This window comes from Pseudomonas sp. B21-021, from assembly GCF_024749205.1.
In the GTDB taxonomy this organism is placed as follows: domain Bacteria; phylum Pseudomonadota; class Gammaproteobacteria; order Pseudomonadales; family Pseudomonadaceae; genus Aquipseudomonas; species Aquipseudomonas paraglycinae.
The window spans coordinates 1,108,759-1,134,993 of the sequence record NZ_CP087192.1 but is presented as its reverse complement, the minus strand read 5'-3'; the positions used below and the strand labels follow the sequence as shown (position 1 = coordinate 1,134,993).

At 60.7% G+C, this 26,235-nt stretch carries 23 protein-coding genes; 11 read left to right on the top strand and 12 right to left on the bottom strand.

The genetic code is table 11. The annotated features are described in order from the left end of the window. Positions 1-6 precede the first annotated feature (6 nt). From LOY31_RS04895 to LOY31_RS04880, 4 genes are all read left to right on the top strand, one after another. A complete protein-coding gene (locus LOY31_RS04895; protein ID WP_258712918.1) occupies positions 7-1,572 on the top strand; it encodes an MBOAT family protein in 1,566 nt (521 codons plus the stop codon). Positions 1,573-1,582: 10 nt separating this feature from the next. Then, positions 1,583-2,758, top strand: coding sequence for an alginate O-acetyltransferase (locus LOY31_RS04890; RefSeq protein WP_007957303.1), 1,176 nt, complete (start codon positions 1,583-1,585; stop codon positions 2,756-2,758). 14 nt (positions 2,759-2,772) lie between these two features. After that, positions 2,773-3,429: an alginate O-acetyltransferase AlgF gene (locus LOY31_RS04885; RefSeq protein WP_085608134.1), complete on the top strand. Its 657-nt coding sequence runs from the start codon at positions 2,773-2,775 to the stop codon at positions 3,427-3,429. A 106-nt stretch (positions 3,430-3,535) separates the two neighbouring features. Beyond that, the gene (locus LOY31_RS04880) at positions 3,536-4,987 is read left to right on the top strand and encodes a mannose-1-phosphate guanylyltransferase/mannose-6-phosphate isomerase (RefSeq protein ID WP_085608133.1); all 1,452 of its coding nucleotides are present in this window, start codon (positions 3,536-3,538) and stop codon (positions 4,985-4,987) included. 83 nt (positions 4,988-5,070) lie between these two features. Here LOY31_RS04880 and LOY31_RS04875 read toward each other — a convergent pair whose 3' ends face one another. Next, a complete protein-coding gene (locus LOY31_RS04875) occupies positions 5,071-7,776 on the bottom strand; it encodes an RHS repeat domain-containing protein (protein ID WP_085608132.1) in 2,706 nt (901 codons plus the stop codon). Between the two features lie 182 nt (positions 7,777-7,958). Here LOY31_RS04875 and LOY31_RS04870 point away from each other — a divergent pair, with 182 nt between their 5' ends. Together LOY31_RS04870 and LOY31_RS04865 are read left to right on the top strand one after the other, a co-directional pair. Then, positions 7,959-8,423, top strand: a complete 465-nt coding sequence (locus LOY31_RS04870) for a hypothetical protein (RefSeq protein ID WP_007957299.1) — start codon at positions 7,959-7,961, stop codon at positions 8,421-8,423. A gap of 35 nt (positions 8,424-8,458) precedes the next feature. After that, positions 8,459-9,283 carry an SDR family oxidoreductase gene (locus LOY31_RS04865; protein WP_085608131.1) on the top strand — a complete coding sequence of 275 codons (825 nt, stop codon included), beginning with the start codon at positions 8,459-8,461 and terminating at the stop codon, positions 9,281-9,283. Between the two features lie 122 nt (positions 9,284-9,405). Here the strand turns inward: LOY31_RS04865 and LOY31_RS04860 are convergent, their stop codons facing one another. From LOY31_RS04860 to LOY31_RS04845, 4 genes are all read right to left on the bottom strand, one after another. Beyond that, the gene (locus tag LOY31_RS04860) at positions 9,406-10,272 is read right to left on the bottom strand and encodes an HlyD family secretion protein (RefSeq protein ID WP_085611394.1); all 867 of its coding nucleotides are present in this window, start codon (positions 10,270-10,272) and stop codon (positions 9,406-9,408) included. Positions 10,273-10,282: 10 nt separating this feature from the next. Then, positions 10,283-10,483, bottom strand: coding sequence for a DUF1656 domain-containing protein (locus LOY31_RS04855; RefSeq protein WP_003221811.1), 201 nt, complete (start codon positions 10,481-10,483; stop codon positions 10,283-10,285). Next, a complete protein-coding gene (locus LOY31_RS04850; protein WP_221533424.1) occupies positions 10,473-12,665 on the bottom strand; it encodes an FUSC family protein in 2,193 nt (730 codons plus the stop codon). The genes LOY31_RS04855 and LOY31_RS04850 overlap by 11 nt, the downstream gene beginning before the upstream one ends. 141 nt (positions 12,666-12,806) lie before the next feature. Beyond that, positions 12,807-14,306, bottom strand: coding sequence for an efflux transporter outer membrane subunit (locus tag LOY31_RS04845; protein WP_221533423.1), 1,500 nt, complete (start codon positions 14,304-14,306; stop codon positions 12,807-12,809). A gap of 182 nt (positions 14,307-14,488) precedes the next feature. Between LOY31_RS04845 and LOY31_RS04840 the strand changes: the two genes are divergently transcribed. The 4 genes from LOY31_RS04840 (at position 14,489) to LOY31_RS04825 (ending at position 17,867) form a co-directional block, all read left to right on the top strand. After that, entirely contained in the window at positions 14,489-15,457 is a 969-nt protein-coding gene (locus tag LOY31_RS04840) for a LysR family transcriptional regulator (RefSeq protein ID WP_085608127.1), read from the top strand. Positions 15,458-15,598: 141 nt separating this feature from the next. Further along, on the top strand, positions 15,599-16,060 hold the full coding sequence (locus LOY31_RS04835) for a hypothetical protein (RefSeq protein WP_085608126.1): 462 nt from the start codon (positions 15,599-15,601) through the stop codon (positions 16,058-16,060). Between the two features lie 137 nt (positions 16,061-16,197). Next, on the top strand, positions 16,198-17,172 hold the full coding sequence (locus tag LOY31_RS04830) for a D-glycerate dehydrogenase (RefSeq protein WP_085608125.1): 975 nt from the start codon (positions 16,198-16,200) through the stop codon (positions 17,170-17,172). A gap of 191 nt (positions 17,173-17,363) precedes the next feature. Continuing rightward, entirely contained in the window at positions 17,364-17,867 is a 504-nt protein-coding gene (locus tag LOY31_RS04825; protein WP_007957290.1) for a DUF2165 domain-containing protein, read from the top strand. Positions 17,868-17,871: 4 nt separating this feature from the next. Here the strand turns inward: LOY31_RS04825 and LOY31_RS04820 are convergent, their stop codons facing one another. Next, complete coding sequence (locus LOY31_RS04820) at positions 17,872-18,774, bottom strand: DMT family transporter (protein ID WP_221533421.1); 903 nt, start codon at positions 18,772-18,774, stop codon at positions 17,872-17,874. A gap of 139 nt (positions 18,775-18,913) precedes the next feature. On the opposite strand from LOY31_RS04820, the gene LOY31_RS04815 reads away from it, so the two are divergent. Then, positions 18,914-19,789 (top strand): AraC family transcriptional regulator, encoded by an 876-nt coding sequence (locus tag LOY31_RS04815; protein ID WP_007957281.1) that lies wholly within the window; start codon positions 18,914-18,916, stop codon positions 19,787-19,789. Here the strand turns inward: LOY31_RS04815 and LOY31_RS04810 are convergent, their stop codons facing one another. From LOY31_RS04810 to LOY31_RS04785, 6 genes are all read right to left on the bottom strand, one after another. Beyond that, complete coding sequence (locus LOY31_RS04810; protein ID WP_085608123.1) at positions 19,790-22,219, bottom strand: TonB-dependent receptor; 2,430 nt, start codon at positions 22,217-22,219, stop codon at positions 19,790-19,792. A 200-nt stretch (positions 22,220-22,419) separates the two neighbouring features. Beyond that, positions 22,420-23,409, bottom strand: coding sequence for a FecR family protein (locus LOY31_RS04805; RefSeq protein WP_085608122.1), 990 nt, complete (start codon positions 23,407-23,409; stop codon positions 22,420-22,422). Beyond that, positions 23,406-23,972: an RNA polymerase sigma factor gene (locus LOY31_RS04800; RefSeq protein WP_074691725.1), complete on the bottom strand. Its 567-nt coding sequence runs from the start codon at positions 23,970-23,972 to the stop codon at positions 23,406-23,408. Before LOY31_RS04800 ends, LOY31_RS04805 begins: the two co-directional genes overlap by 4 nt. Before the next feature lies 1 nt (position 23,973). Continuing rightward, the gene (locus LOY31_RS04795) at positions 23,974-24,300 is read right to left on the bottom strand and encodes a DUF3325 domain-containing protein (RefSeq protein WP_085608121.1); all 327 of its coding nucleotides are present in this window, start codon (positions 24,298-24,300) and stop codon (positions 23,974-23,976) included. Next, positions 24,301-25,890, bottom strand: coding sequence for a PepSY domain-containing protein (locus LOY31_RS04790; protein WP_221533420.1), 1,590 nt, complete (start codon positions 25,888-25,890; stop codon positions 24,301-24,303). Then, positions 25,887-26,192: a DUF3649 domain-containing protein gene (locus LOY31_RS04785; protein ID WP_085608119.1), complete on the bottom strand. Its 306-nt coding sequence runs from the start codon at positions 26,190-26,192 to the stop codon at positions 25,887-25,889. Before LOY31_RS04785 ends, LOY31_RS04790 begins: the two co-directional genes overlap by 4 nt. Positions 26,193-26,235: the final 43 nt, after the last annotated feature.

Sequence of the window (26,235 nt, the reverse complement as noted above, 5' to 3'; positions counted from 1 at the left end):
ATCGGGATGGTATTTTCATCCAACGTGTTCCTGTTTCTGTTCTTGCCGATCTTTCTCGGCTTGTACTACCTGAGCGGGCAACGCTATCGCAACCTGCTGCTGCTGATCGCCAGCTACGTGTTCTACGCGTGGTGGCGGGTGGACTTCCTGGCGCTGTTCGCCGGCGTCACCCTGTGGAACTACTGGATCGGCCTGAAAGTCGGCGCCGCCGGCGTGCGCACCAAACCGGCCCAGCGCTGGCTGTTGCTCGGCGTGGCGGTGGACCTGTGCATCCTCGGCTACTTCAAGTACGCCAACTTCGGCGTCGACAGCATCAACGCGATGATGACGTCGGTCGGTCTCGAGCCGTTCATCCTGACCCACGTGCTGTTGCCGATCGGTATCTCGTTCTACATCTTCGAGTCGATCAGCTACATCATTGACGTCTACCGCGGCGACACCCCGGCCACCCGCAACCTGATCGACTTCGCGGCGTTCGTGGCGATCTTCCCGCACCTGATCGCCGGTCCCGTGCTGCGTTTCCGTGACCTGGCCGACCAGTTCAACAACCGCACCCACACCCTCGACAAGTTCTCCGAGGGCTGCACGCGGTTCATGCAGGGTTTCATCAAGAAGGTCTTCATCGCCGACACCCTCGCCGTGGTGGCCGACCATTGCTTCGCCCTGCAAAACCCGACCACGGGCGATGCCTGGCTCGGCGCGCTGGCCTACACCGCGCAGCTGTATTTCGACTTCTCCGGCTACAGCGACATGGCCATCGGCCTGGGCTTGATGATGGGTTTCCGCTTCATGGAAAACTTCAAGCAGCCGTACATCAGCCAGTCGATCACCGAGTTCTGGCGCCGCTGGCACATCAGCCTGTCGACCTGGCTGCGTGACTATCTCTACATCACCCTCGGCGGTAACCGTAAAGGCACGCTGATGACCTATCGCAACCTGTTCCTGACCATGCTGCTCGGTGGTCTGTGGCACGGCGCGAACATCACCTACATCGTCTGGGGTGCGTGGCACGGCATGTGGCTGGCGATTGAAAAAGCGCTGGGCCTCAACACTTCGCCGCGCAGCCTCAACCCGATCCGCTGGGCGCTGACCTTCCTGCTGGTAGTCATGGGCTGGGTGATCTTCCGCGCCGAAAACCTGCACGTTGCCGGCCGCATGTACAGCGCGATGTTCAGCTTCGGCGACTGGTCGCTGTCGGAACTCAACCAGGCCAGCCTCACCGGTCTGCAAGTGGCGACTCTGGTGGTGGCTTACGTGACCCTGGCGTTCTTCGGCCTGCGTGATCTGTACACCAACCAGCCTCCGGTGAAGACCAAACCTGCGGTCAACGTCGAGAGCGACGGCCCTGCCGGCGCGCAACCGGGCCTGATCAAGGCAGCCCCGGGCGAAAACCCGGCGAGCATCCACGAGCCTGGCTACACCGTCGGCGTCGACGCCCAGGTGCAACCGGCGTACTGGACGGCGGACTGGTCGCGCTACGTGATGCGCGGACTGATCCTGCTGCTGTTCATCGCCTCGATTCTCAAACTCTCGGCGCAAAGCTTCTCGCCGTTCCTTTACTTCCAGTTCTGAGGGATCTGACATGACCCGCTCATTACGCATCTTCTACATCGCGCTGTTTCTGGTGACCCTGCTGGTGCTCGGTCTGTGGTCGGTGCGCAGCTTCTTCGGCTTCAGCACCAACGCCGACGCGACGGTGCTCAACGGCCGCTGGACCAAAGCCGTGGAAACCCACTACGACGATGAATTCCCGATCAAGCGCCTGGGCACCAATCTCTGGGCCGCGCTGGATTTCAAACTGTTCAACGAAGGTCGTCCGGGCGTGGTGCTCGGTCGCGATCAGTGGTTGTACAGCGATGAGGAATTCAACCCGATCGTCAACGAAGAGCTGAACCTGCAAGGCAATTACGCGCTGGTCGAAGGCGTGCGGCAGACCCTGAAAGAGAAAGGCGTGAAACTGGTGATGGCGATCGTGCCGGCCAAGGTTCGCCTGTACCCCGAGCACCTGGGTGAAGTGAAACCGGCGAGCATTCACGCCAACCTCTATCAGGACTTCCACGCTCGCGTCGCGGCGGACAAGATCCTCGCCCCCGACCTGCTCGGCCCACTGCAAGCCGCCAAGCAGAACGGTCAACAAGTGTTCCTGCGCACCGACACCCACTGGACCCCGGAAGGCGCGGAAATCGCCGCCAACACCCTGGCCAAGACCATCGCTGACAAGTTCCCGCTCAGCGGCGAGCCGCAGCGTTTCGTCACCACCCCGGCGGAGAAGGTCACGCACAAGGGCGACTTGCGTCTGTTCCTGCCGCTGGATCCGCTGTTCGAAAACCTGATGCCGGCGCAAGAGCCGCTGCAAAAGCGCAACACCGTGGCCGCCGCCGAGCAGCCTGCCGGTGACGACGCATTGTTCGCCAACAGCGAAGTGCCGGTCGCGCTGATCGGCACCAGCTACAGCGCCAACCCCAACTGGAACTTCGTCGGTGCGCTCAAGCAAGCGCTGCACAGCGACGTCGTCAACTACGCAGAAGACGGCCACGGCCCGATCCTGCCGATGCTCAGCTACCTGAAAAGCGACGACTTCAAGAACAGCCCGCCACAGGTGCTGATCTGGGAGTTTCCTGAACGATATCTGCCTGTGAACAACGAAATCGGCGACGCCGACCCGCAGTGGGTCGCAGAGCTTAAACAAGCCGGCGCGCGCCAACAAAACGTAGCAATCAACACTAAATCCGAGACGCCCGATCGGGCGCAAAACTGAAAGAGAGGTACACCATGACTTTCACTACAACTCCTCGTCGTCTCGCTAAACGCTTCGCACTGGTTGCTGGCCTGAGCGTACTGTCGGTCCAGGCCTTCGCCGGTGGCGACGCTGCACTGTACGGCCCGACCGCACCGAAAGGCTCGACCTTCGTGCGCGTCTACAACGCCAGCAACGCTGAAGTCAGCGCCACCGTCGGCAGCACCAATCTGAGCGACGTCGCGCCGCTGGCCAGCAGCGACTTCAGCTTCATGCCGGGCGGCGACTACAGCGCCAAGGTCGGCAGCCAGACCCTGCCGGTGAAACTCGCCGGTGACCACTACTACACCCTGGTCAACAACGCTTCCGGCGCGCCGCAGCTGATCGAAGAACCACCGTTCAAGAACAAGCAGAAATCCCTGGTGCGCGTGCAGAACCTCAGCGACAAGCCGCTGACCCTGAAGACCGCCGACGGCAAGACCGACGTGGTGCCTAACGTGGCCGCCAAGGGCCGTGGCGAGCGTGAAATCAACCCGGTCAAAGTCAGCCTCGCGCTGTACGAAGGCGACAAGAAAGTCGGCGACGTGAAGCCGGTTGCCCTGGAGCGCGGTGAAGCAGCCGTGCTGTACGTCACCGGCAACGGCAGCAACCTGTCGCCAGTCTGGGTGAAACGCCCGGTGTCGACCCGCTAAGCACATGAAACCGGGCAGCCGTCGCTGCCCGGCACGGAATAACAACAAGAGTGAAACGACACAACGTTCGTGGCTCTGACCCAATCGATTTTATGGAGTAAACAATATGATTCCGGTGATCTTGTCAGGTGGTAGCGGCTCACGTCTTTGGCCGCTTTCGCGCAAGCAGTTTCCCAAGCAATTCCTCGCCCTGACCGGCGAACACACGCTGTTCCAGCAAACCCTCGAGCGTCTGGTGTTCGAAGGCATGGACACCCCGATCGTGGTCTGCAACAAGGATCACCGCTTCATCGTCAACGAGCAGTTGAGCACCCGGAACCTCGAATGCCAGCGCATCCTGATGGAACCGTTCGGCCGCAACACCGCGCCGGCTGTGGCGCTGACCGCGATGATGCTGGTCAATGAAGGTCGCGACGAACTGATGCTGGTGCTGCCGGCGGACCACGTTCTCGAAGACCAGAAAGCCCTGCAACGCGCCCTCGCCCTGGCCACCGTCGCCGCCGAAAACGGCGAGATGGTGCTGTTCGGCGTGCCGGCCACCAAACCGGAAACCGGTTACGGCTACATCAAGTCCACCGGCGATTCGCTGCTGCCGGAAGGCGTCAGCCGTGTCTCGCACTTCGTCGAAAAACCCGACGTCAAACGCGCCACCGAATACGTCGAGTCCGGCGGTTACTACTGGAACAGCGGCATGTTCCTGTTCCGCGCCAGCCGCTTCCTCGAAGAGCTGAAAAAGCACGATCCGGACATCTACGACACCTGCCTGCTGACCCTTGAGCGCAGCGCTCAGGACAACGACACCATCACCTTCGACGAAGCCACCTTCGCCTGCTGCCCGGACAACTCCATCGACTACTCGGTGATGGAAAAAACCCAGCGCGCCTGCGTGGTGCCGCTGACTGCCGGCTGGAGCGATGTCGGTTGCTGGTCGTCGCTGTGGGAAGTCAACGAGAAGGACGCCAACGGCAACGTCAGCAAGGGCGACGTGGTGATCCAGGACAGCAAGAACTGCATGATCCACGGCAACGGCAAACTGGTGTCGGTGATCGGTCTGGAAAACATCGTGGTGGTCGAAACCAAGGACGCCATGATGATCGCCCACAAGGACAAGGTCCAAGGCGTCAAGCAGATGGTCAACACCCTCAACGAGCAGGGCCGCAGCGAAACCCAGAACCACTGCGAGGTCTACCGTCCGTGGGGTTCCTACGATTCGGTGGACATGGGCGGTCGCTTCCAAGTCAAGCACATCACGGTCAAGCCGGGCGCGTGCCTGTCGCTGCAGATGCACCACCACCGCGCCGAACACTGGATCGTGGTCAGCGGCACCGCCGAAGTGACCTGCGACGAGAACGTGTTCCTGCTCTGCGAGAACCAGTCGACCTACATCCCGATCGCCTCGGTGCATCGCCTGCGCAACCCGGGCAAGATCCCGCTGGAAATCATCGAAGTGCAGTCGGGCTCGTACCTGGGTGAAGACGATATCGAGCGCTTCGAGGACATCTACGGTCGCTCGACCCCGATCGAACGCGGCGTGTCGGTGAAAACCATCGCGCAGTAAGCGTTCCGTAAAACAAGAAGCCCCCGTCCAGCCCGCTGCGTCCCCTATCCGCAGCGGGTTGGGCGGGGGCTTCTTGCTGACGCTCATGCAGCCTTGGAAGCCCCGGCCTGTACTTTTTTATGCCAGGTACTGACTTTTACCGATCCAGGAGTTTTGATTTCAAGCGTTCCGTGGAATGACTTGTCGAGACTGTCCAGCATTGTCCGTGCATTCATTCTTCCCACCTGCACGGGACTGATTCCCGAATTGCCTATCAGCAATGCCTTCAACTCTTTCAATCGGCCTTTGATCATCGGAACTGCGCTCAAGTCGGATGAGTGCTTCGGATCTAGTACATCCGGAGAAGCAAAAAACTCCAGGCTGTCGTAGCTGTCACCAAAGGCGCTCCTGAGTGCATTGTCGTCCTCAAGGTCATACTCTGCAAAATGCGTCATGCCCGCTAGAAATCTGCGCTCGTTCACTTCTCCGTTTATGGATAAAAGAAAGAAGGTGAATCCCATATTCCCAGCCTTGGTCCAATCCTTTTCGCTGGTATTGCCACCTTTTCCACCCAACGCCTTCAATTTGCTGTTGACCAGAGAAAAGTTTGACTTGATGTCCATATGTGACGGTGCCGCGCCCTTCGTCGCGAAGTTGTATGAGTAATGACGCAAGGTAAATTTCAAGTCTTTGGTCTTTTCGAGCACCGCAGGTGGTGCCTTTGTAGTTTTGAACTTGAGCTTGCCTTCGGTTATGTCATTCATCATCGTGTAGGGCTTCACTCTGTCCGTATCGCTGTAATTGTCCTTGTACGATTCAAAAATCTCGATGGCCGTGCGTACCGCCGAATGGGACTTTGATTCCTCGCCTTGCTCGTCAAAAAACGTCAACGGATTATTTCTCACCATTCGGAAAAGATTGATGCCATCTGCCTCCACACCTGCCGGATCCGGATTGCTCCATTTCTGCAACCACGGGATGTAGTAGCGGTAACCGTAGTAATCAAGCCCGCTGGCATCACGCTCCTTGCCCGAGTAACGGATGTATTTGTAGCTGAATTCGCCGTCCTGCCAGGCACTGGTACCGTATGGGTGAAACCTTTCCCGGCTGATCACCGCACCGTCATCGGCGGTTTCCAGACTGACCGACCCCAGGTGATCGACATGCTGGTATCGATACCGATCGTTGAGTCCCGAAGGCGGCGGGCTCTCCCAGTGCTGTACTCGAGCGTTGTCGGCAATGATGACCTGCAACCGTTCACCGGTACCGTTGACGGTGCGCAATTCCAGTCCAGGCAAATAGCGCACATCGGCAATCAGGGTGCGGGCGTTGGTTCGTAATGAGCGGATCTTGCGTACTCGCTGACTGCCAGACTCGTAGAGATAGACCTCCTGGTCGTTGAGCCCGGAGGCGCGTTCCACCGGGCTGACCGATTGCAGTTGGTTACGCAGGTTCCAGCTCAGCATCCGCCCCGGTTCCAGCTGCAACAGGTTGCCCCTGCGGTCGTAGGCAGCTTCGATTTCCGAATCGCCGGGAATGGCGTTCACGTAGGGCAAAGAGCGGTTGCTGAAACTCGCCGGTTGCAGTTTGCGCCCATGACTTTGCGGGCCGACATGAATCAGGTTGCGCAGGTTGCCGCCGGGATCATATTCGTAAGTCTGCTGATAGTTGCTGATCGCCGAAGGGTCGATGCGCCCCATCGATTGCGGGCCCTGACTGACAGTGCCGGCTTCCCAGCCGAAAGCCATGATCAACTGGTAAAGACTGTCGTAGACAAAGCGGCTGACCGGCTCGATGCGCTGGTTGGCAAAGTAACGGATCGGCAGTGCCTTGTCTTCGATACTCAGGACATTGCCCATCCTGTCGTATCCATAACTCAGGTGTTGCAACACGAGACCGTTAGCATCTTCGGACCGAAGGCCCAACAGGCGATCGTCTTCGGGGCGATAGATCCGGGTGGTGCGCACACCGTTACCACCAGTTTCCTGCGTGACATTGCCTTGCGCGTTGTAGCGAATGTCAGTAACCAGGATCTGCTCAGGCTTCCCCTTCAACCGCAAGCGGCGCTCGTGCAAGTGGCCATCGACGGTCAGCGCAAATGTATGCCGGTTCTCTCGGGCATCCGTCTGCTCCAGCACATCGCCCAGCGCACCATGGCGCCACTGCGATGTCGCACCAGCGCCAGGCTCCAACAGTTGCGGGCGATCCGCCTCCTGCTCCGGCCAGTCGGGTGTCAGCGGTTCCTGCGTAAAGTGGCGGGTGTCTTCAGTGCATGAGCCGATGATTGCAAACGCGCTGAACAGCACGCTGCCGGCTGGATGGTCATGACGAATCAGTTGACCGAACTGGTTACGCGACTGATCCCCGCTGCCGGGATGACCGTAGGTCAGGCGCTCGACACAACGCCGAGGCTCGCCCTTTCCCTCTTCGAATATCGCGACGGGGCGCAACAGATTGTCGTGCTCGATCTCGCGCTGCGTCTGACGGCTGTCCCAACTGAACATCGTTTGTGCAGCGAGTCCCTTCAACTCGATTTGCGTACCGGCATCGACACTGTCCGAACGAATCACCGTGGCGTCCAGAGCAAACACCTGCGTCAGATTGGCCGGCGTCAGCGGGTCGCCGGCTTGCGACAGCCAAAGCCGCGGGTCCCAGTGTTTTACCGCACGCCCCGCAGAATCATGCAGGATGCGGTTGATCCGGGACTCTACCGTCCCGCTCTCGATGGCTCGATGATAGTCGACCGTGCGAACCTCTAAGCCGCGCGGCTCGAACACAGACATCCTCGGCGTATTGATATGCAAGCTCATTAACCGTGCATCCTCGCGCGACCGGCGTTCTTTGTAGCTCTGGCATCTGAGCAGGCTCAGCGCTGATCCGGCTACTGTCAGAAATTACAGTCCCGACCAACGGCACTGCGCTCAATCCGTGAATGTCCATTCCCGCGCCCCTTCGGTAGGATGGTCATCACGAGTTCAAGGAGCGTTCGAACATGTTCATCGGCGTCTTGCTGGTCATCACCTGGCTGATCCTGCTGTTGCGCTACCCGGCCAAGGCCTTGCCGGTGTCCATGGCCGCCGCCGTCGGCCTCGGGCTGGTGGCGATGTGGGTGGTGTGGCTGGACAACCGCGAAGTCAAGCAACTGGCGCGCCTGGAACTGCGCATCGTCTATGCCCCCGAACACTGCCCTGCCGACCGCCCGCTGCTGCTCAAGATGAACAACGGCAACGACGTGCCGCTGACCGAACTGCGCTGGCGCATTGCGGCGTACGCGCCGGGCGACACCGTGAACCTGGCCGACAATCAATACGCCGCCCCACGCTATCGCGGCCCAGGCGAACTGCAGCCCGGCGGCAACTGGGAAGACTGCCTGCCGATGCCGCCGTTGCGTCCCGGTTATCGCCCGCAAACCCTGGAGTTTCGCGCCGAGCGATTGCAGGGTAGTTTCTCCGACTGATCCCCTCTCCCACTCTTTTGCACAAGGAATGCGCCATGCCCGTCGCGTTGATTACCGGTTGTTCCAGCGGCATCGGCCGCGCCCTCGCCGATGCCTTCAAAAGCGCCGGCTACGAGGTCTGGGCCAGTGCGCGCAAGGCTGAAGATGTCGCGGCACTCGCCGCTGCCGGGTTCACGGCCGTGCAGCTCGACGTCAATGACAATGCAGCGCTGGAACAACTCGCCGAGCGGATCAACCAGCAACATGGCGGCCTCGACGTATTGATCAACAACGCCGGTTACGGCGCCATGGGGCCGCTGCTCGATGGCGGTGTTCCGGCCATGCAGCGCCAGTTCGAAACCAACGTGTTTTCGATTGTCGGCGTGACCCGTGCGCTGTTCCCGGTACTGCGTCGGGCCAAGGGCCTGGTGGTGAATGTTGGTAGTGTTTCCGGGGTGCTGGTCACGCCATTTGCCGGCGCCTATTGCGCGTCGAAAGCCGCGGTGCACGCGTTGAGCGATGCGTTGCGCATGGAACTGGCGCCGTTCGGGATTCGCGTGCTGGAAGTGCAGCCGGGGGCGATTCAATCGAGCTTCGCCAAGAATGCCGGCCATGAGGCCGAACAACTGATCAACGAACAATCACCGTGGTTTCCGTTGCGTGAAGGCATCCGGGCGCGGGCCAAGGCTTCGCAGGACAAACCAACGCCGGCCAGCGAATTTGCCGCCGAGTTGCTCAAGGCGGTACAGCAGAACAAACCACCACGGCTGATCCGCATCGGCAATGGCAGCCGGGCGTTGCCGTTGCTGGCGACGTTGCTGCCGAAAGGGCTGCTCGAGTCGACGTTGATGAAGCGCTTCGGCTTGCGCGGGAAACTCTGAGACCGAGTCGGCCCCATCGCGGGCATGCCCGCTCCCACAGGTATTGAGGCGCGTTCAAGATGTTCAGGCGCCGTGATATCTGTGGGAGCGAGCCTGCTCGCGATTTGCAGCGACTCGGTCTGTCAGTTATCCACAGCGTCCTGCTTCACCACCACGGTGCAGGTAATCCCCGCCGCCAGCAGCACACCTTCCGGCACTTCATCAATGTGAATCCGCACCGGCACCCGTTGCGCCAGCCGCACCCAGTTGAAGGTCGGGTTCACATCGGCGATCAGCTCGCGGCTTTCCGGGTTGTCACGGTCGTAGATGCCGCGGGAAATGCTCTCCACGTGGCCCTTCAGAACTTCGCCGCTCATCAGTTGCATGTCGGCTTTATCGCCGACACGAACGTGGGGCAGTTTGGTTTCTTCGAAGAAGCCGTAGACCCAGAACGAGTTCATATCGACCACGGCCATTTTCGCTTCGCCGATGCGCGCGTAATCGCCGCGATGGACGTTGAGGTTGGTCACGTAGCCGTCCACCGCCGCCCGCACTTCGGTACGTTTGAGGTTGAGTTCGGCGGCTTCCAGTTGCGCCTGAGCCTGTTGGTAATCGGCCAGTGCCGAGTCGGCGATGTTGCTGGCGTCGTCGCGGTTTTCCTTGGAGATCACCAGGTTGTCGAGGTCGGCGCGGCGATGGGCGTTGACCTTGCGCATCTCCCACGTGGCCTTGCGCGAAGCCACCAGCGACTGCGCCTGTTTCACCGCGAGGCGATAGTGCTCGGGGTCGATCTGCATCAGCAGATCACCTTTCTTCACCAACTGGTTGTCACGGACCGGCACGTCGACCACTTCACCGGTGACGTCGGCCGCGACGTTGATGATGTCGGCACGGACCCGGCCGTCGCGGGTCCACGGGGTGTTCATGTAGTGCTCCCACAACGTGCGGCCGATCCACAGCGCCAGGGCCAGCACCAGCAGGGTCGCGAGCAGGCTGAAAAACTTTTTCATCAGAACGTTCTCAACGGTAGACAGTCAGCGCCATCGCGCCGAATAGACAGGTAAACAGACTCAGGCGCAGCAGCGCCGGGTGCCAGAAGAAGCGGTACAGATCGAACCCCGAGAGGAACCGGTCCAGCGCCCAGGCCAGTGCCGCGGCGACGAAAAACATCAGGGTCATGGTCGGCATGTACACGCCGTGGAAGGCGATTTCACGAGGCATGGGCAAGTCCTTCGGGCTTGGCGATGGCGTAGGCAGCGAGTGGCGATTGCGGGTCGAGCAACGAGGTGCGGATGAAGTGCAGGTAGCTTTTCACCCGACGCAGGGCCGAGGTATCGAAGTGCGGTGCGAACGGCTCGTCAGTGGCGGCGACCCGGCTGATCGCGTGATCGACGGCGACCAGTGCGCGTTCCAGATTGCTCGAATTCGGTTGCAGGAACAGTCGCACCAGCGAACGCCCCATGACCCGGATCGCCTGACGCCATGGCTGCGATTCGGCATACGCCGGATGCACCGGCAGGATTGCCTGTTCCTTGCGCAACTCGATGATCGCGTGACCGACTTCCAGCACCACGAACATCCAGCGCAGCAGGTTTTTCTGCACCAGAGGTTGACCGGCCGCCAGGCCATAAGCCTGATGCATCAGGTCGCGGGTACGGCTTTCGAAACTCGACGCCAGGCCCTTGAGTTTGCCGCTGATCGCGTACACCACTTGCCCGCGCAAATCCTGTTCAAGCCGCTGCCACAACCAGCGGCTGTTCGGCGGCAGAATGATCGCGCCGGCCGCCGCGCAGACCAGCATGCCCATGACCATGGCGATGTAGTCGTTGATGAAGGTGTAAGGGTTGTAGATCGTCAGGTTGTCCGGCACCGAACCGGTGCTGAAGAAGATCAGCAGACCGAGGCCGACGCCGGCGTATTGCGGTCGCGAAGCGAGGAACGAGCCGAGCACGATCACCGGCGCGAGCATCATGCACAGCAACGGAAAACCATCTATCCACGGGAAGATGAAAAACATCTCGACGAAGCCGATCAACGCCCCGAGGAATGTGCCGCAAGCCATCTGGAAGGCCATGCGTTTCGGGTTTGGCGTCGCCGCCGACAGGCCCACGGTGGCGGCAGCGATCAGGGTCATGGTCGCGCCGCTCGGCCACGCGGTGGCGACCCAGTAACTGCCAAGCACGACCAGAATGAACGCAGCACGAATCCCCGAAGCTGCCGCCGCCCACCAACTGGTTTGCGGGGTGAACGGTTCGTCCCAGCGCTCGCGTTCGTGGCTGTGATCGGCCAGCGAGGCGTGGGTCTGTGCATAACTGTGCAAGTCATCGACGAAGCGATAAAGCAGCTCATACGCGGTGTGGAAATCCAGCTGCTCGGCGTCGCTCGGCTCGCTCTCCTGAAAGAGCGCCCGCAGGCTGCGCACCCGCGCCGGCAAGCCTTCCTTGTACGCCGCCAGCGCCAGCACCAGACGCGCCGCGTCCGGGCTGGTCAGGGCGCGACCGCTGAAGCCGTCGAGCACTTCGGCCAGGTCCTGCAGGCCCGGTTTGATCGCAGCTTCCACATGGTCGGCGCCATTGCGACGCAGGCGTTCGAGCAACTGGTGCAAGGCGTTGAAACGGGTGGTGATGCCCATGAACTCGCTGTTCAGGCGACTGAGCCGACCGTTGCGCCGACGCATGTGCGGGTCTTCGAACACGGTCACGCTGCGCAGCCCTTCCAGGCCCACCGCTTCGGCGATGAAGCGTACGTTGCTGGCCTCGAACGACTCCGGTTTGCTGCGCCCGCGCAGGCCATCGGTGACAAACAACGCGAACACACCGAAGCGCTGATACAAGGCGTTGCGCATCGCGGCGCTGGCGGTTTGCGGCAGGATCGCGGCGCTGACCAGGGTCGAGCAGAGAATCCCCAGCGAAATTTCCAGCACTCGCCACACCGCTGCCATGAACGCGCCGTCGGGATGCGCCAGCGCCGGCAGACCGACCATCGCGGCGGTGTACCCGGCCAGCACAAAACCGTAGGCGCGGAAGTTGCGGCAGCGGGCGGCGCCGGCAGAGCAGATGCCGACCCAGATTGCCAGCGAACCGAGGAACAGTTCGGTGTTCTGGGCGAACAGGGAAATCAGCGTGACCATCATCGCCGACCCGGCCAGGGTGCCGAGGAAGCGATAGAAACTCTTGGCGAACACCTGGCCGCTCTGCGGCTGCATGACGATGAACACGGTGATCATCGCCGTGCGCGGTTGCGGCAGTTCCAGGCGCATCGCCAGCCACAGGGTCAGGAACGCGGCGATCAACACCTTGAAGATGTAGACCCAGGTCACGCCGTCGCTGCGCGCCCAGTCGAAGAAACCCCGGCGCCATTCCAGGGAGTAGAGCCAGCGCAAAGGTGCGGGCAAGGGAGTCATTCAATTGTGCTCAATGAGTTTCAGGTCGGACCCATCCCCTGTGGGAGCGAGCCTGCTCGCGAATGCGGTGTATCAGCCGACATGTGTGCTGGCTGACACTCCCGCTTCGCGAGCAAGCTCGCTCCCACAGGGATTGTGTGTTCAACGAAGGAGAACCGGTTTTTTTGGTGCCTGGGTTTGTTGTGCCGTTGGTACGTCTTTACCCGCGCCAAGGCCACCGCCCAATGCTGTCACCAGCTCCGCATGGGCACTCAAGCGCGCCGCCTGCACCTGCTGCTCGACCTGCTGCTGCTTGAACAGCAGGGTCTGGGCGTTGAGCACGTTGAGGTAATCGGTGAGGCCGCGCTGGTAGGCGATCATCGCGATGTCGTAAGTCTTCTGCGCGGTAGCCACGGACTCGGCGGCGAACGTCTGCTGCTTGTCCATCGACTCGCGGCGGATCAACTGGTCCGAGATGTTCTTCAGCGCATTGACCAGGGTCTGGTTGTAATGCGCGACGGCAATGTCATAACCCGCCGAAGCTTCACCCAGTTCGGCACGCAGTCGCCCGCCGTCGAAGATCGGCAGGGAGATCGCCGGCCCGACGTTGTAGTTGAGCTTCTTGCCGGTCAGAAACTCCAGCGCCCCGCCGCCGGTGGCCATGTAGCCGAGGCTGCCGACCAGATCGACGTTGGGATAGAACCCGGCATGCGCGACCTCGATCCCGCGCGCCTGCGCCGCCACTTGCCAGCGACTGGCGACCACGTCGGGACGCTGGCCGAGCAGTTCGGCGGGCAATGCCGAAGGCAGCTTCAGTGCCGCGCCCAATGACAGGGTCGGACGCTGCAACTGCGCGCCAGCGCCCGGGCCTTTGCCGGCCAATGCCGCGATCTGGTTGCGGCTCAGGGCGATTTCTTCGTCCAGCGCATCCAGTTGCCGATGGGTTTCCGGCAGCGGCGTTTCGGCCTGGCTGACTTCGAAGTGCGTGCCGATTCCGCCGTTCAGGCGTTTCTGCGCCAGCTCGAGAATCTGCTGTTGCTGCTTGAGCGTCGCCGCCACGATGTCGCGCTGCGCGTAGTGCAGCGACAACTCGATGTAGGCGCGCACGATGTTGTTCTGCAATTCGAGCTGCGCCTGACGCGCCTCGGCAGCGCTCATGTGCGCCAGATCGACGGCCCGTTCGGTGCTGTTGCTTTCACGGCCCCAGAGGTCGAGGGCGTAACTGAAACCCAGCGCGGCATTGTTGTCCCAGGTGGTGCTGTTGGCCAGCTCACCGGGACCGTAGAACTGATCGGTCGGCCAGTTGTGACGCTTGAGCGTCGACTCGCCATTGATCTGCAACGACTCGGCGGCTTCGGCGACACCGGCCATGGACCGGGCCTGACGCACTCGCGCGGCAGCCATGGCCAGGGTCGGACTGCCTTGCACGGCAAGGTCGATCCAGCGGTTGAGTTGCGGGTCGCCGTAGGCTTGCCACCATTGGGCGGTGGGCCAGTTTGCGTCACGGGCGGCGTGGGCGATGGCCTCGTCGGTGGCCAGTTCATTGGCCTCCAGAGCCTTGCCCTGCGGGGCAATCCCTCCGGTTCCGATGCAGCCGCTGAGAACTAACGTAAAAGCCAGAACACTGAGCGGCAAAAGCGCTCTGTTGATGCGACGCGGCACTGCTGCGAATTCCTGAGGTGGGAGATGTTTCGAGGTGGGCGCAATTCTAGGGGGGCGCCATTACGGCGATAAGCTGGGAATCCTGTGAATCTTTGTTACCGTTAACGAGATAATCCCTTGGTCGGGGGTCTCAGCCCCTGAAACTTCGTGTCACAATTTGCCATCTCCCTTGAGAGCACCCCATGGACACTTTGCAAAACATGCGCGCCTTCAGTTGTGTGGCCGAAGCCGGCAGCTTCACCGCCGCCGCCGTGCAACTCGACACCACCACCGCCAACGTCTCGCGCGCGGTCTCCAACCTTGAGGCCCACCTGCAAACCCGCCTGCTCAACCGCACGACCCGGCGCATCGCCCTCACCGAAGCCGGCAAGCGCTATCTGCTGCGCTGCGAGCAGATCCTCGCCTACGTCGAAGAGGCCGAAGCCGAAGCCAGCGAAGCCCACGCCCGCCCGGCCGGACAGTTGAAAGTGCACACCATGACCGGCATCGGCCAGCACTTCGTGATCGACGCCATCGCCCGCTACCGCAAGACCCACCCGGACGTGACCTTCGACCTGACCATGGCCAACCGCGTGCCGGACCTGCTTGACGAAGGCTACGATGTGTCCATCGTCCTGGCCCGCGAACTGCCGGACTCGGGCTTCGTCTCGCAACGCCTGGGCATCACCTACAGCATCGTCTGCGCCTCCCCGGCCTACGTAAAAGCCAACGGCTGCGCACAAAAACCCAGCGACCTGCTGAACCACGCCTGCCTGCGTCTGGTGAGCCCGGTGATCCCCTTGGAAAAATGGGCCTTCGACGGCCCTGACGGCCAGGAAATGGTCACCATCAACAGCTCCCCCTTCCTGGTGAACTCCGCCGACGCGATGAAAAGCGCGATCACCAGTGGGATGGGTGTGGGCGTGTTGCCGGTGTACGCCGCGATTGAAGGCTTGCGCAACGGCTCGCTGGTACGGGTCATGCCCAACTACCGCTCGCAGGAACTGAACCTCTATGCGATCTACCCGTCGCGGCAGTATCTGGATGCGAAGATCAAGACCTGGGTTGAATACCTGCGTGGGTCGTTGCCGGAAATATTGGCGGGGCATCAGGCGGAATTGGCGGCTTATGAGATGAGTGGGAGTCTGGCGGGGGTGCGGGTGGCCAACTGATTCATGGCCACACGGCTTGAAATGGTAGCCCGACTATAGCAATTCATTCTAAAAAACTGTCATTTATGACAGTTGCCTAGAAACTCCTTTGAATCGAAACTCTGTGACGTCATTTCACAGCTCATTCGAAGGAGCACTACCATGTTCGCTGATATCAAAACAGTTGCAGACGTTGGCACAGTGGCGGCTAAGATTCACAATAATTTCGAACTAGCAGATTTTAAGGGCCCCGTTACGTTCTTTTTTCATGCATCCGCGATGAATAATATTTATTTACTCGCCAAGCATAAAATCAGCGATACGGAATGGTACGAACTAAGTACCGTTTTTCTGAGCGACATTCAGGTGAAACGCTACGAATTGCCGAATCCAGCATTTCCTCTTTCATTGAGCTTAAGAAAAACATGGGTGGATGACACCGGAGAAACCTACTCCAAAAATTTTGCCACTGACAAAAATATCGGCTATGTGACCGTTGAAGCTTTCGACATCGAAGTCGGAATTTTTGAAGCAGGTTTTAATTTCACAATCTTGAGCGAAGGTAAATCCCATCAAATGATCGGGAACGCAAAAGTCACGCAATGGAGTGATGTGACCAAGTAAGTGAAGCACAAACCAATGAACCCCACCGCTCTCTCAAAACGCTTTTGACGATGCGGTGGGGTTCAGTGGCACTCGCCTAACCCTCGACAAGAATGTTAGCTTGCTTGGCATCCAGCCGCCCGACGAGCTCTCCTTCAATGAAAAAAACCGTCCTCGCCTTCAGCCGCATCACCCCCCCCATGATCGAACGCCTGCAACAGGACTTCGACGTCATCGTCCCCAACCCAAAGAACGGCGACATCAACACCCAGTTCAACGAAGCCCTGCCCCACGCCCACGGCCTGATCGGCGTCGGTCGCAAACTCGGCAAGGCCCAACTGGAAAACGCCGCAAAACTTGAAGTCGTCTCCAGCGTCTCCGTCGGCTACGACAACTACGACCTTGCCTACTTCAACGAACGCGGGATCATGCTCACCAACACCCCGGACGTCCTCACCGAAAGCACCGCGGACCTGGCCTTCGCCCTCATCATGAGCAGCGCCCGCCGCGTCGCCGAACTGGACGCCTGGACCAAGGCCGGCCAATGGCAGGCCAGCGTCGGCGCACCACTGTTCGGTTGCGACGTACATGGCAAGACCCTGGGCATCGTCGGCATGGGCAACATCGGCGCTGCTGTCGCCCGTCGCGGACGCTTGGGCTTCAACATGCCGATTATCTACAGTGGCAACAGCCGCAAGACCGAGCTGGAACAGGAACTCGGCGCGCAATTTCGCAGCCTTGACCAACTGCTGGCCGAAGCCGATTTCGTCTGCCTGGTAGTACCGCTCAGCGAAAAGACCCGCCACTTGATCAGCCACCGCGAACTGGCACTGATGAAGCCTGACGCCATTCTGGTGAACATCTCCCGTGGCCCGGTGGTCGACGAGCCGGCATTGATCGAAGCGTTGCAGAAAAACCGCATTCGCGGTGCAGGCCTCGACGTCTACGAAAAAGAACCGCTGAGCGAATCTCCGCTGTTTCAGCTGAAAAACGCCGTGACTTTGCCGCACATCGGCTCGGCTACGAATGAAACCCGCGAAGCCATGGCCAACCGTGCGCTGGCCAACTTGCGCAGCGCCCTGCTCGGCGAGCGCCCGCAGGATCTGGTCAATCCGCAAGTCTGGAAAGACTGAATACAACTAAGGCTGGACACAAGTTTGTCCAGCCTTAGTTGTTTTATATAAGCGACCCAACAAGCAAATTAATTGCCACACATTCAAAAGCTACACAAATTGAAAATGACTCTTTGCCCGTTTATCTTCCGCGAGCTATAGAATCCCGTCACAACCTGCCAAGAGACAGGTTTAATTGACGGAGAAAACAAATGACGAATCTGACAACAGCTCAATTGATTCGAAGAAGCAAAGTAGCAATAGTTCTCATGGTGGGTGTTTTGGGCACACTGATCGTTTACAGCAATGCAACCGACTACAACTCCAACTATATCTACCTTGGCCATATCCTCAGCATGGACACGACAGGCAGTCATTTGACATATCGCTCCATCAACTCGGAAATCATGCATCACCGGATCTACTGGATGATCATGACACTCGAGACGATTTTTACTTCTGCCTGCCTGCTAGGTGGCTATCAACTTGCCAAAAACATAAATTCATCGGAACAGCAATTTCACGAAGCCAAGAAATACGCCGTACTGGGTTTTCTGGTAGCACTGTTTGTTTATTATTTCTGCCTGCAAGTCGTAGGCAATGAATGGTTCGACATGGACCAGTCAAAAGAATGGAACGCCATGTCCTGGGCACAAAGCATTGTCGACTTTTTACTCCCGGCACTAATATTTCTGGTCATGAAAATCGACAATTGAGTATTCAATGTGCGGGTTTAGCGGTCATTTCAATAACGGGTTTAGGTTTACGAAATACCAACACATTGCCCAGCATCACCAGCACAAGCCCCGCCAGCGCCGGCGCTGTCCATTGATAGCCTTCGGCAAAGGCCGATACGTTCAGCGCCACCACCGGGAACAGCACTGTGCAATAAGCCGCGCGCTCCGGCCCCATGCGGCCGACCAGCGTCAGGTACGCGGTGAAGCCGATCACCGAACCGGGGATGACCAGATACAGCAGCGCGCCGATGTAACGTGACGTCCATTCCATCTCGAACGGAATACCTTTGACCAGGCACCACACCGACAACATCGCCGCGCCGTAAGCCATGCCCCACGCATTAGTGGTCAACGGTTTGAGACCGGCCTTCTGTTGCAGGCTCGAGAGCATGTTGCCCGCCGAGAAACACAAGGTGCCGCAAAGTGCCAAACCAAGGCCAAGCAGGGTTTGCGGAGTGGCGTGATGCCCGGCCAGCTCCGGCCAGAACAACAGCCCCAGACCGCCCAGCCCCAGCGCCCCGCCCATCAGCACATTGCGCGCGATGCGTTGGCCGAAGAACACCCGCGCATTCAGCGCGTTCCACAACGTTGCGGTAGAAAACACCACCGCCACCAGACCGCTGGGAATCCATTGGCTGGCGGTCAGGAAACACATGAAGTTGACGCAAAACAGGCACAAACCCTGCGCCACGCAGATCAAATGCCCGCGCCGGTTCATCGGTTGCAGGCGACGGCTGAGCAGCAACAGCGCAAACAACACCAGCGCCGCGAGACCGAAGCGATAGACGATCGACACCGGAATCGCCACCACACCCAATTGCCATTTAAGGGCGATCCAGGTGGTGCCCCAGATCAGCACGGTCAACAAATACAACGACAGGTTCATGGCAGACACTCCTCGATTGGTTTTCAGTGTCCGCCTGCGCCCTCGCCCCTCGCTTGCATAAACTTGCGCTTTTGTCGGCGCGCAGGCTGGCAGCGCGAAATCTACGGAGTAGGATGCAAGGCGTTGAAGAGAACCGACCATGGCCGCCATCGATACCCTGCAAGTCTTCCAAGCCCTCAACAATTCGCCCAATGCACGCCTTGTGCACAGCGCCGAGTTGGGTGACGGCTTGTCTGCAGCTTTGTGGACCAATCATCACGACGCCCAGGAATACGAAGCGCCGAGCCATCACACCCTCTCCTGCTACATCGCCGGCGGCACCGGCACCTTCCGCCGTGGCGAACCCGGCCACAAGGGCGGCCCGGACAAGTTGTGCATCCTGCCGGCCGACCACGAATCGGGTTGGGTCATCAACGGTGATATTCGCCTCGCTCACCTGTACTTCAGCGCCGAACAATTTGCCTTGGGTTGCGTCACGCTGCTGGATCGCGAGCCTCGGGAAATGCAGCTGCGCGAACAGACTTTTCTCGAAGATCCGCAGCAGGCCCAACGGTTTCGCCAGCTACTGACCTTGAACTGGGACGAGCCTGCTGAGCGCTTGCTGACCAGCAGCTTGGCGCACGAATTGATCAGCCATACCCTGTTGAGCCAGGTCGGCGTGCGTCAGGGCTTGCGTCTGAAAGGTGGATTGGCGCCGCACCAGCGCCGGCAACTGGTGGAGTTCATCGACAGCCAACTGGCCGAGCCGATCAGTCTCGGGCAACTGGCCGGGTTGTGTGCGTTGTCGGAATACCACTTTGCGCGGATGTTCCGGGTGAGCTTCGGCTTGCCGCCGCATCAGTATGTGCTGGCGCGGCGTTTGAGCCGGGCGCGGGAGTTGTTGCGGGGGACGGCGTTGCCGTTGGGGGAGATTGCCCTGGCGTGCGGATTTGCCAGTGCCAGCCACTTCACCAACCGCTTTCGCCAGGTGCTGGGTGGAACGCCCGGCGAGTATCGCCAGGCGTTTTTGCGCTGATCAGAACTCCAGCGTGCTCGACAACGAAATCTGCCGCGAGTCGCCCATCGACACGAAGAACCGGCTCGCCGCCGAGGTGTAGTAGGTGCGGTCGAACAGGTTCTTCACGTTGAGCTGGAACTTGACCTTCTGCCCTTCAACCTTGGTGTCGTAAGTGGCGAACGCATCGGCCACGGTGTAGCTCGGCAGATCGAAATCATTCACCGCGTTACCCGCTCGTTCACCGACATACCGCGCGCCGGCACCGACTCGAAGCTGATCGCCGCCGATCACGCTGCCGAAGTCGTAGACCGCCGACAGCGAGCCGGTGTTCTTCGCCACGTTTTGCAGCTTGTTGCCTCTGTAGTCGGGATCTTCCGTGACCTCGGCGTCGGTGTAGGCGTAGCTGCCGATCATGCTCCAGCGGTCGCTGAGCTGGCCGGTCAGATCGACTTCCAGACCACGGGAACGCACTTCGCCGGCGGCGCTGTAGATCGTGGTCGGGCCTTCGGCGTTGGCCACCAGCACGTTGCGTTTCTTGATGTCGAACAGCGCGATGTTGCCGGTAACACGCCCCGGAATGTCGAGGCGTGCGCCCAGCTCCCAAGACTTGGCCTCTTCCGGTGCGATGCTGCCGTCGAGCACGGTGCTGCTGCCGCTGAGCGGGGCGATGGTCGAGTTCGGTTTGAACGATTCGGTGTAGCTGCCGTAGAACGACAACGCGTCGGTGTAGCGATACACCAGACCGGCGCGCGGTACCCACTTCTGGCCGTTGCTGTCGGTGTTGGCCTTGAACGGCACGCCTTTGCCGGCGTACTGGTCGTACTCCTGGAAGCGCCCGCCAGCCACCAGAATCCACTGGTCGTTGAGGTGGATCGAGTCCTGAAGGAACACCGAATCGCTGCGCAGTTCGTCGGTCTGCGCACTGTCCGCCGGGCTGACGGTGGTGCCTTCGACTTCGCGGCCGTAGACCGGGTTGACGTAGCTGAAGGTGCTCAGGCTTTTCTGGCGGATCAGGTCGGCGCGGTAGATCTTGCGGTACTCGTCGTCGACGCCGAACACCAGATCATGCTGCATGCCCAGCACGTTGACCTTGCCTTCGAGGCTGGCGGTGGTGAAACGGTCGGTGCTGATCGCGCCCTGGGTGCCGTCCATGCTGCGGGTCAGGGTGCCTTTTTTGGTGTCGATCGCGGTTACGCGGACCTGGCTGGCATCGTAGGTTTCGCGGTTCCAGCTGTAGCCGAAATGGGCTTTCCAGTCATCGTTGAGTTCATGGTCGGCCTCGAAGTGATAGAGGTCCGAGCGCCCTTCCATGTCGTTGAATTTCTCGTCGAGACGCTCGTTGCGCGAGATGTCCAGCGGATGGTTGGTGCGAGGATCGATCAGGGTTCCACGATCGAATGGGGTGAGGAATTCGCGATGCTCATAGGCAAACAACAGCTTGGTGCGCTGGCCGTACCAGGCCAGCGACGGCGCGATCAGTGTTTCACGATGCGTGCCGAAGTTGCGCCAGTAATCTTCGTCTTCATGGTCCAGCACCATGCGATACGCGAGGCCGGAATCCCCCAGCGCACCGGTGCTGTCGAAGGAGCCGCCGCTGCCATTCTTGCCGTCGCCGTAGGTCGAGCCGCGCAGGGTCAGCGCGTTGTACTGGGTCAACTCAGGCTTCTTGCTGACCATGTTGACCACGCCGCCCGGGTCCTGAATCCCGTAGAGCAGCGAGGCCGGGCCCTTGAGCACTTCGACGCGATCCACGGTGGCGTTCATGCCACGGCCCTGCACCACCGGCATGCCGTCGCGCATGATCGAGCCGTTGCGGTTGTCACCGAAGCCGCGGGTCATCACCGAATCCTGGGTGCTGCCCAAGGTGTTGCCCTGGGTGATACCGCTGACGTTGGCCAGCGCATCATCAAGATTGCGCGGTGCCTGATCGCGAATGACCTGGGCCGGAATCACATTGACGGTCTGGGGGATTTCCTGAAGCGAAGCGGAGGAGCGCATCACCGAACTGGTTTCCGGTGGCTGGTAGCTCATCGACTGGTTGACCACCGAAGTGATGGTGGTCGCGCCGAGGTTCAGAGCGCCTGCAGTCGGTTGCGGTTCTAGCGCCAGGGTATGGCTGTCGGTGCGGCGGAAGGTCAGGCCCGAGCCTGTGAGCAGACGTTGCAGCGCCTGTTCGGCACTCATCTGGCCGTTGATCGCTGGAGCGGTCAGGCCGTAAGGCGCTTCATCGGTGTAGACCACGCTCTGCCCGGTGACACGACTGAAATCACTCAGGGCCTGTGGCAACGGCTTGGCGGCCAGGGAAAAACTGAACTGCTTTTGTGGCTGACTGCTGACGGATTCAGCGCCCAGCGACACGCTCATCGGCAACAGGGCCAATGCCGAAAAACTCAAGGCCGAAACGCCTAACCACTGTTTGACCGAACCCGATTTTGCCCTGGACTTCATTGCTCATGACCTGTGTAGAACCGCAACGGATGCGAATGACTCGCAGTTTCAGTCACTACACGGATGGCGTCCGGGTTTACCTCACCACAAAGTTGAAAATATTTTCGTTGTCGCTGCCGACGCCTTCGCGAGCAAGCTCGCTCCCACCTTGGAATGCACTACCTGTGGGAGCGAGCTTGCTCGCGAAAGGGCCAGTGAGGTCAGCGAAGAATTATCAGATGTCCTAGCACCTGATGCTGCTCGAATCCCAGCACCCCTTGCAGGGAATTCAACACCGCTTGCGGATCCTTGCTCGGAAAGCTGCCGCTGACCTTGCGCGCGCCCAGTTCGTCGTTGAGCAACACGATCCGTCCCGGGTAATAACGCCGCAGATCCTGCACCACATCGGCCAGTGTCGACTTGTAGTAAGTCAGCCAGCCCTGGCGCCACGCCAGTTGCGCTTCGCTGTCCACGGCATGCAGTTTTTCCGCAGTGCCTGCGCCGTACGCCACTTGCTGGCCGGCGGTGAGAATCTGCTGCTCGGCATCACGCGCCGCCGTCACGCCAACGCGCCCGGACAACACGGTGACTTGTGCGCCATGAGGTTGCAGGCGCACTTCGAACTGCGTGCCGAGCACTCGCGCCTGGCCTTTCTCGGCCTCGACCACAAAGGGATCACCCGTATGAGTCACGCTGAAAAATCCGGCGCCGCGGCGCAATTGCACATGTCGCTCGCCGTGACTGAAATCCACGGCGATGGCGCTGTCGGCGTCCAGCGTCACCTGCGATTGATCGGCCAGGGTCACGGTGCGGATCTCGCCCGGTGCCGACACGTAATCAGCGCCTAGATCATCGATCCAGCGCTGCGGCTGCCAACCACTGCCGAGGCTGATCATCAACAACAGGCAGGCCGCCATGGCCAGCGCGCCGGCCCAACGCCGGATCTGTGGACGACGCGGTCGGTCCATCGCATTGAGCAATCCCTGCAACGCCAGCGCGTCTTCGTCGGCCAAGGTGCGCGCCGGCCCTTCGCTCAATTCCCACACCACTTGCGCCTGGGCGTAGGCCTCGGCGTGGGCCGGGTCAGCGTGCAGCCATTGACTGAACGTCAGTTGATCACCGGTGCTCGGGCGGTCGTGCAGCAGGCTCAGCCAGGCGAAAGCGGCCTGTTCCTGAGCGGGCGTCGGGATGACGCGGTCGGTGTTGTTCACGGTGCTTTCCCTGGCAGGCGTGGCGCGGGCTCGCGCAGGCTGGCCTTGCAGGCCTCGAGGGCGCGCATCATATGTTTTTCCACGGCGCTTTGGGACAAGCCCATGGCTTTGGCGATCTCGGCGTACTTGCGCCCGTGGATGCGATTGAGCAAAAAAATCTGCCGCGTGCGCTCGGGCAGCGCGCGCAACGCCGCTTCGACATGGCGCAAATCGTTGCCCGCTTCGAGCGCCGCCTGCGGTTCGCTGGCGCTGCTGTCCGGCTCGTCCGGTTGCCAGCCTTCGTTGACCCGCACTCGCGCGCCTTCGCTGCGCAAATGATCGATGGCGATGTTGCCGGCGCAGCGCAACAGATAAGTGCTGAGTTCTTCGACCTGCACCAGCGGCCGACGCCAGAACCGCAGGAACAGATCCTGCACCAGATCCGCCGCCGTCGCCCGGCAACCGACGCGCCGGCTCACCAGCGCTTCCATCTGCGAGCGCTGGGACAGGAACACCTGAAGAAAATGCGCACGGGCGCCATGGGGTTCGTCGTCGCGGTGCTCGGGAGGATGGCCGATCAACATGTCAGTTCAAGGCCCACGCAGCGACCGGGCTGGCGAGCAGGCTCAGTCCGGCCATGGTCAATACCAGGCGTGGTCGATAGGGTAACAACAGCACCAGAGTCAGCGCGCTGAGCATCAACACCGCGCACCAGTCGACCAGACCGAAGCTCCAGCCCTTCATGGAAACCGCCGCCCAGAGCGACAGCCCCAGCAACAGCCAGCCCACAAGTTTCAAACCTTGCCGACGGCGAGCCGAAGGTTTGTGGCCCAGCAGTTCCTCGTGATGCCGAGGCATCGCCAGGCACAGAGCCGTGAATGCGGAATAGCAGAGCAATAGCGCCAACAGCATTCAGTTCGCCCCTTGCTCAAGGGTGATCGGCCGGGCCTTTTCGCGGGCTGGTTTTTTCACGTTGACGGTATGTCCGGCGCGCTGCATTTTCCGGGCGGCCCAGGCGAGGAATAGGCCGCTACCCAGACACGTAAAGTCGAAACCGGCCAGGGCCCAGTCGCCTTCGGGCACTGTCACGCCGAGGTGATACGGGGAGGTCAAACCGTTAAGAAGCGGCACTGCGACAAACAGTGCGGCGCCCAGCGACAGCTGTTCGACCCAGGCCTTGCGCCCCGGCCGCAACATCGCGTGCACCACGCTCAAGCCCCAGGTGATGAAGAACGCGTCCACTTCCCAGTCGTCACGCCCGGCCAGACTCACCGGCAGCAGACGATTGGCCCAGAAGAACACGGCGACCGCTGCCACCAGCCCGGCCATGCTGGCAATGTTCAGCACTTCCACCAGCCGCAACTCGAAGGGCATCACACCGGTTTTGGCATGTTTGAGCTGACGCTTGCCGAGCCAGATCACCAGCCCGGTGCCGATCATCGCCGTGCCCGCCAGACCACAGATGAAATACAGCCAGCGCAACACCGGCCCGGCAAAGTGGCCCATGTGCAAACCGTAGAAACTGCCAGCAACCGCCATCGCCATTGGCTGATCGGGCGTTGTGCCGATGACTTGTCCGCTGACACCACTGAAGGTCAGGGCGCTACCGGAATCATTCACCACACGGTCGGAGCCCGCGCGGGACATCACCACCGCGGCGTTGGCATCGCCCGGATTGATCACGCTGATACGCCCCACGCGCCCGCCCGACCATTGCTCGCTGGCCGCCAGCAACAGGGGCGCCAGCGGTGCCAGTGTCGCCGGTTGATTGGCCCGTTCAGGAATACTGGTTTCGGGAAATACCTCGTCGTAAAACGCCCGGACGTTGTTGCCGTACGACGCCAGAATGCTCGCCGGCATCACCATCGACATGAAAATCACCAGGCTGCTGTAGGTGATCATCAGATGAAACGGCAGCACCAGCACGCCCACCGCGTTGTGCCCGTCAAGCCACGAACGCTGGCCCTTGCGCGGGCGGAAGGTGAAGAAGTCCTTGAAGATTTTCTTGTGGGTGATGATCCCGGTGATCAGCGCGACGAACATCACCATCGCGGCGATGGTCGAGAGCCAGCGGCCCCACGGGTAGGGCATTTGCAGCTGGAAGTGGAAGCGGTAGAAGAACTCCCCGCCCATGCTTTCCCGGGGCTGCACTTCGGCGCCGGTCTGCGCGTCGAGGGTCTTGCGAGTGAATGCGCCGCGTTCGCCGGGCTTGGCTGGCGTCTGCTGCCAGCCCACGCTGAGGCCGGGATCGCGGGCGTCGGGCAGGCCAATGATCCAGCGCGAAGCGTTGGGGGCGTTTTGTTGCAGATACTGCTGGGCCAGCGTCAGGCTTTTCTCGGCATCCAATGGATGGGCGGTGATTTCCGGCTGCATCCAGTGAGTGGTTTCATCCTTGAAATAGGCCAGGGTTCCGGTCAGAAAAATCGCGAACAACAGCCAGCCGAAAACCAGCCCGGTCCACGTATGCAGCCAGGCCATCGCCTGCCGGAAACCCTCTTTCATGCCAGCCCCAGACCGCGCGCAGCGCCGGAAACGGTGGCCAGAATCACGCTCGGCACCAGCAGACCGACCCACGCAGACCAAGCCGTGCGACAGGCGAAACACCAGAGCACCGCCACCAGATAGACCAGAAACGAAACGGTCATGCCGGTCACCACCGCTTCGGCGCGGTTCAGCGGCAGCCAAAGGGTCAGCGTGACGCTAGCCAGCGCCGCGACCAGATAGCCGCCAAACACCGCCGCGAGCACCCGCGAAGTGACGGCCAGACGATAGGACAGGGGAAGTGCGGCGAGTTTGGCTTTCATGTTTCGACCCTGAAACGGTTAACGCCCGGCCAACACGCCGAAC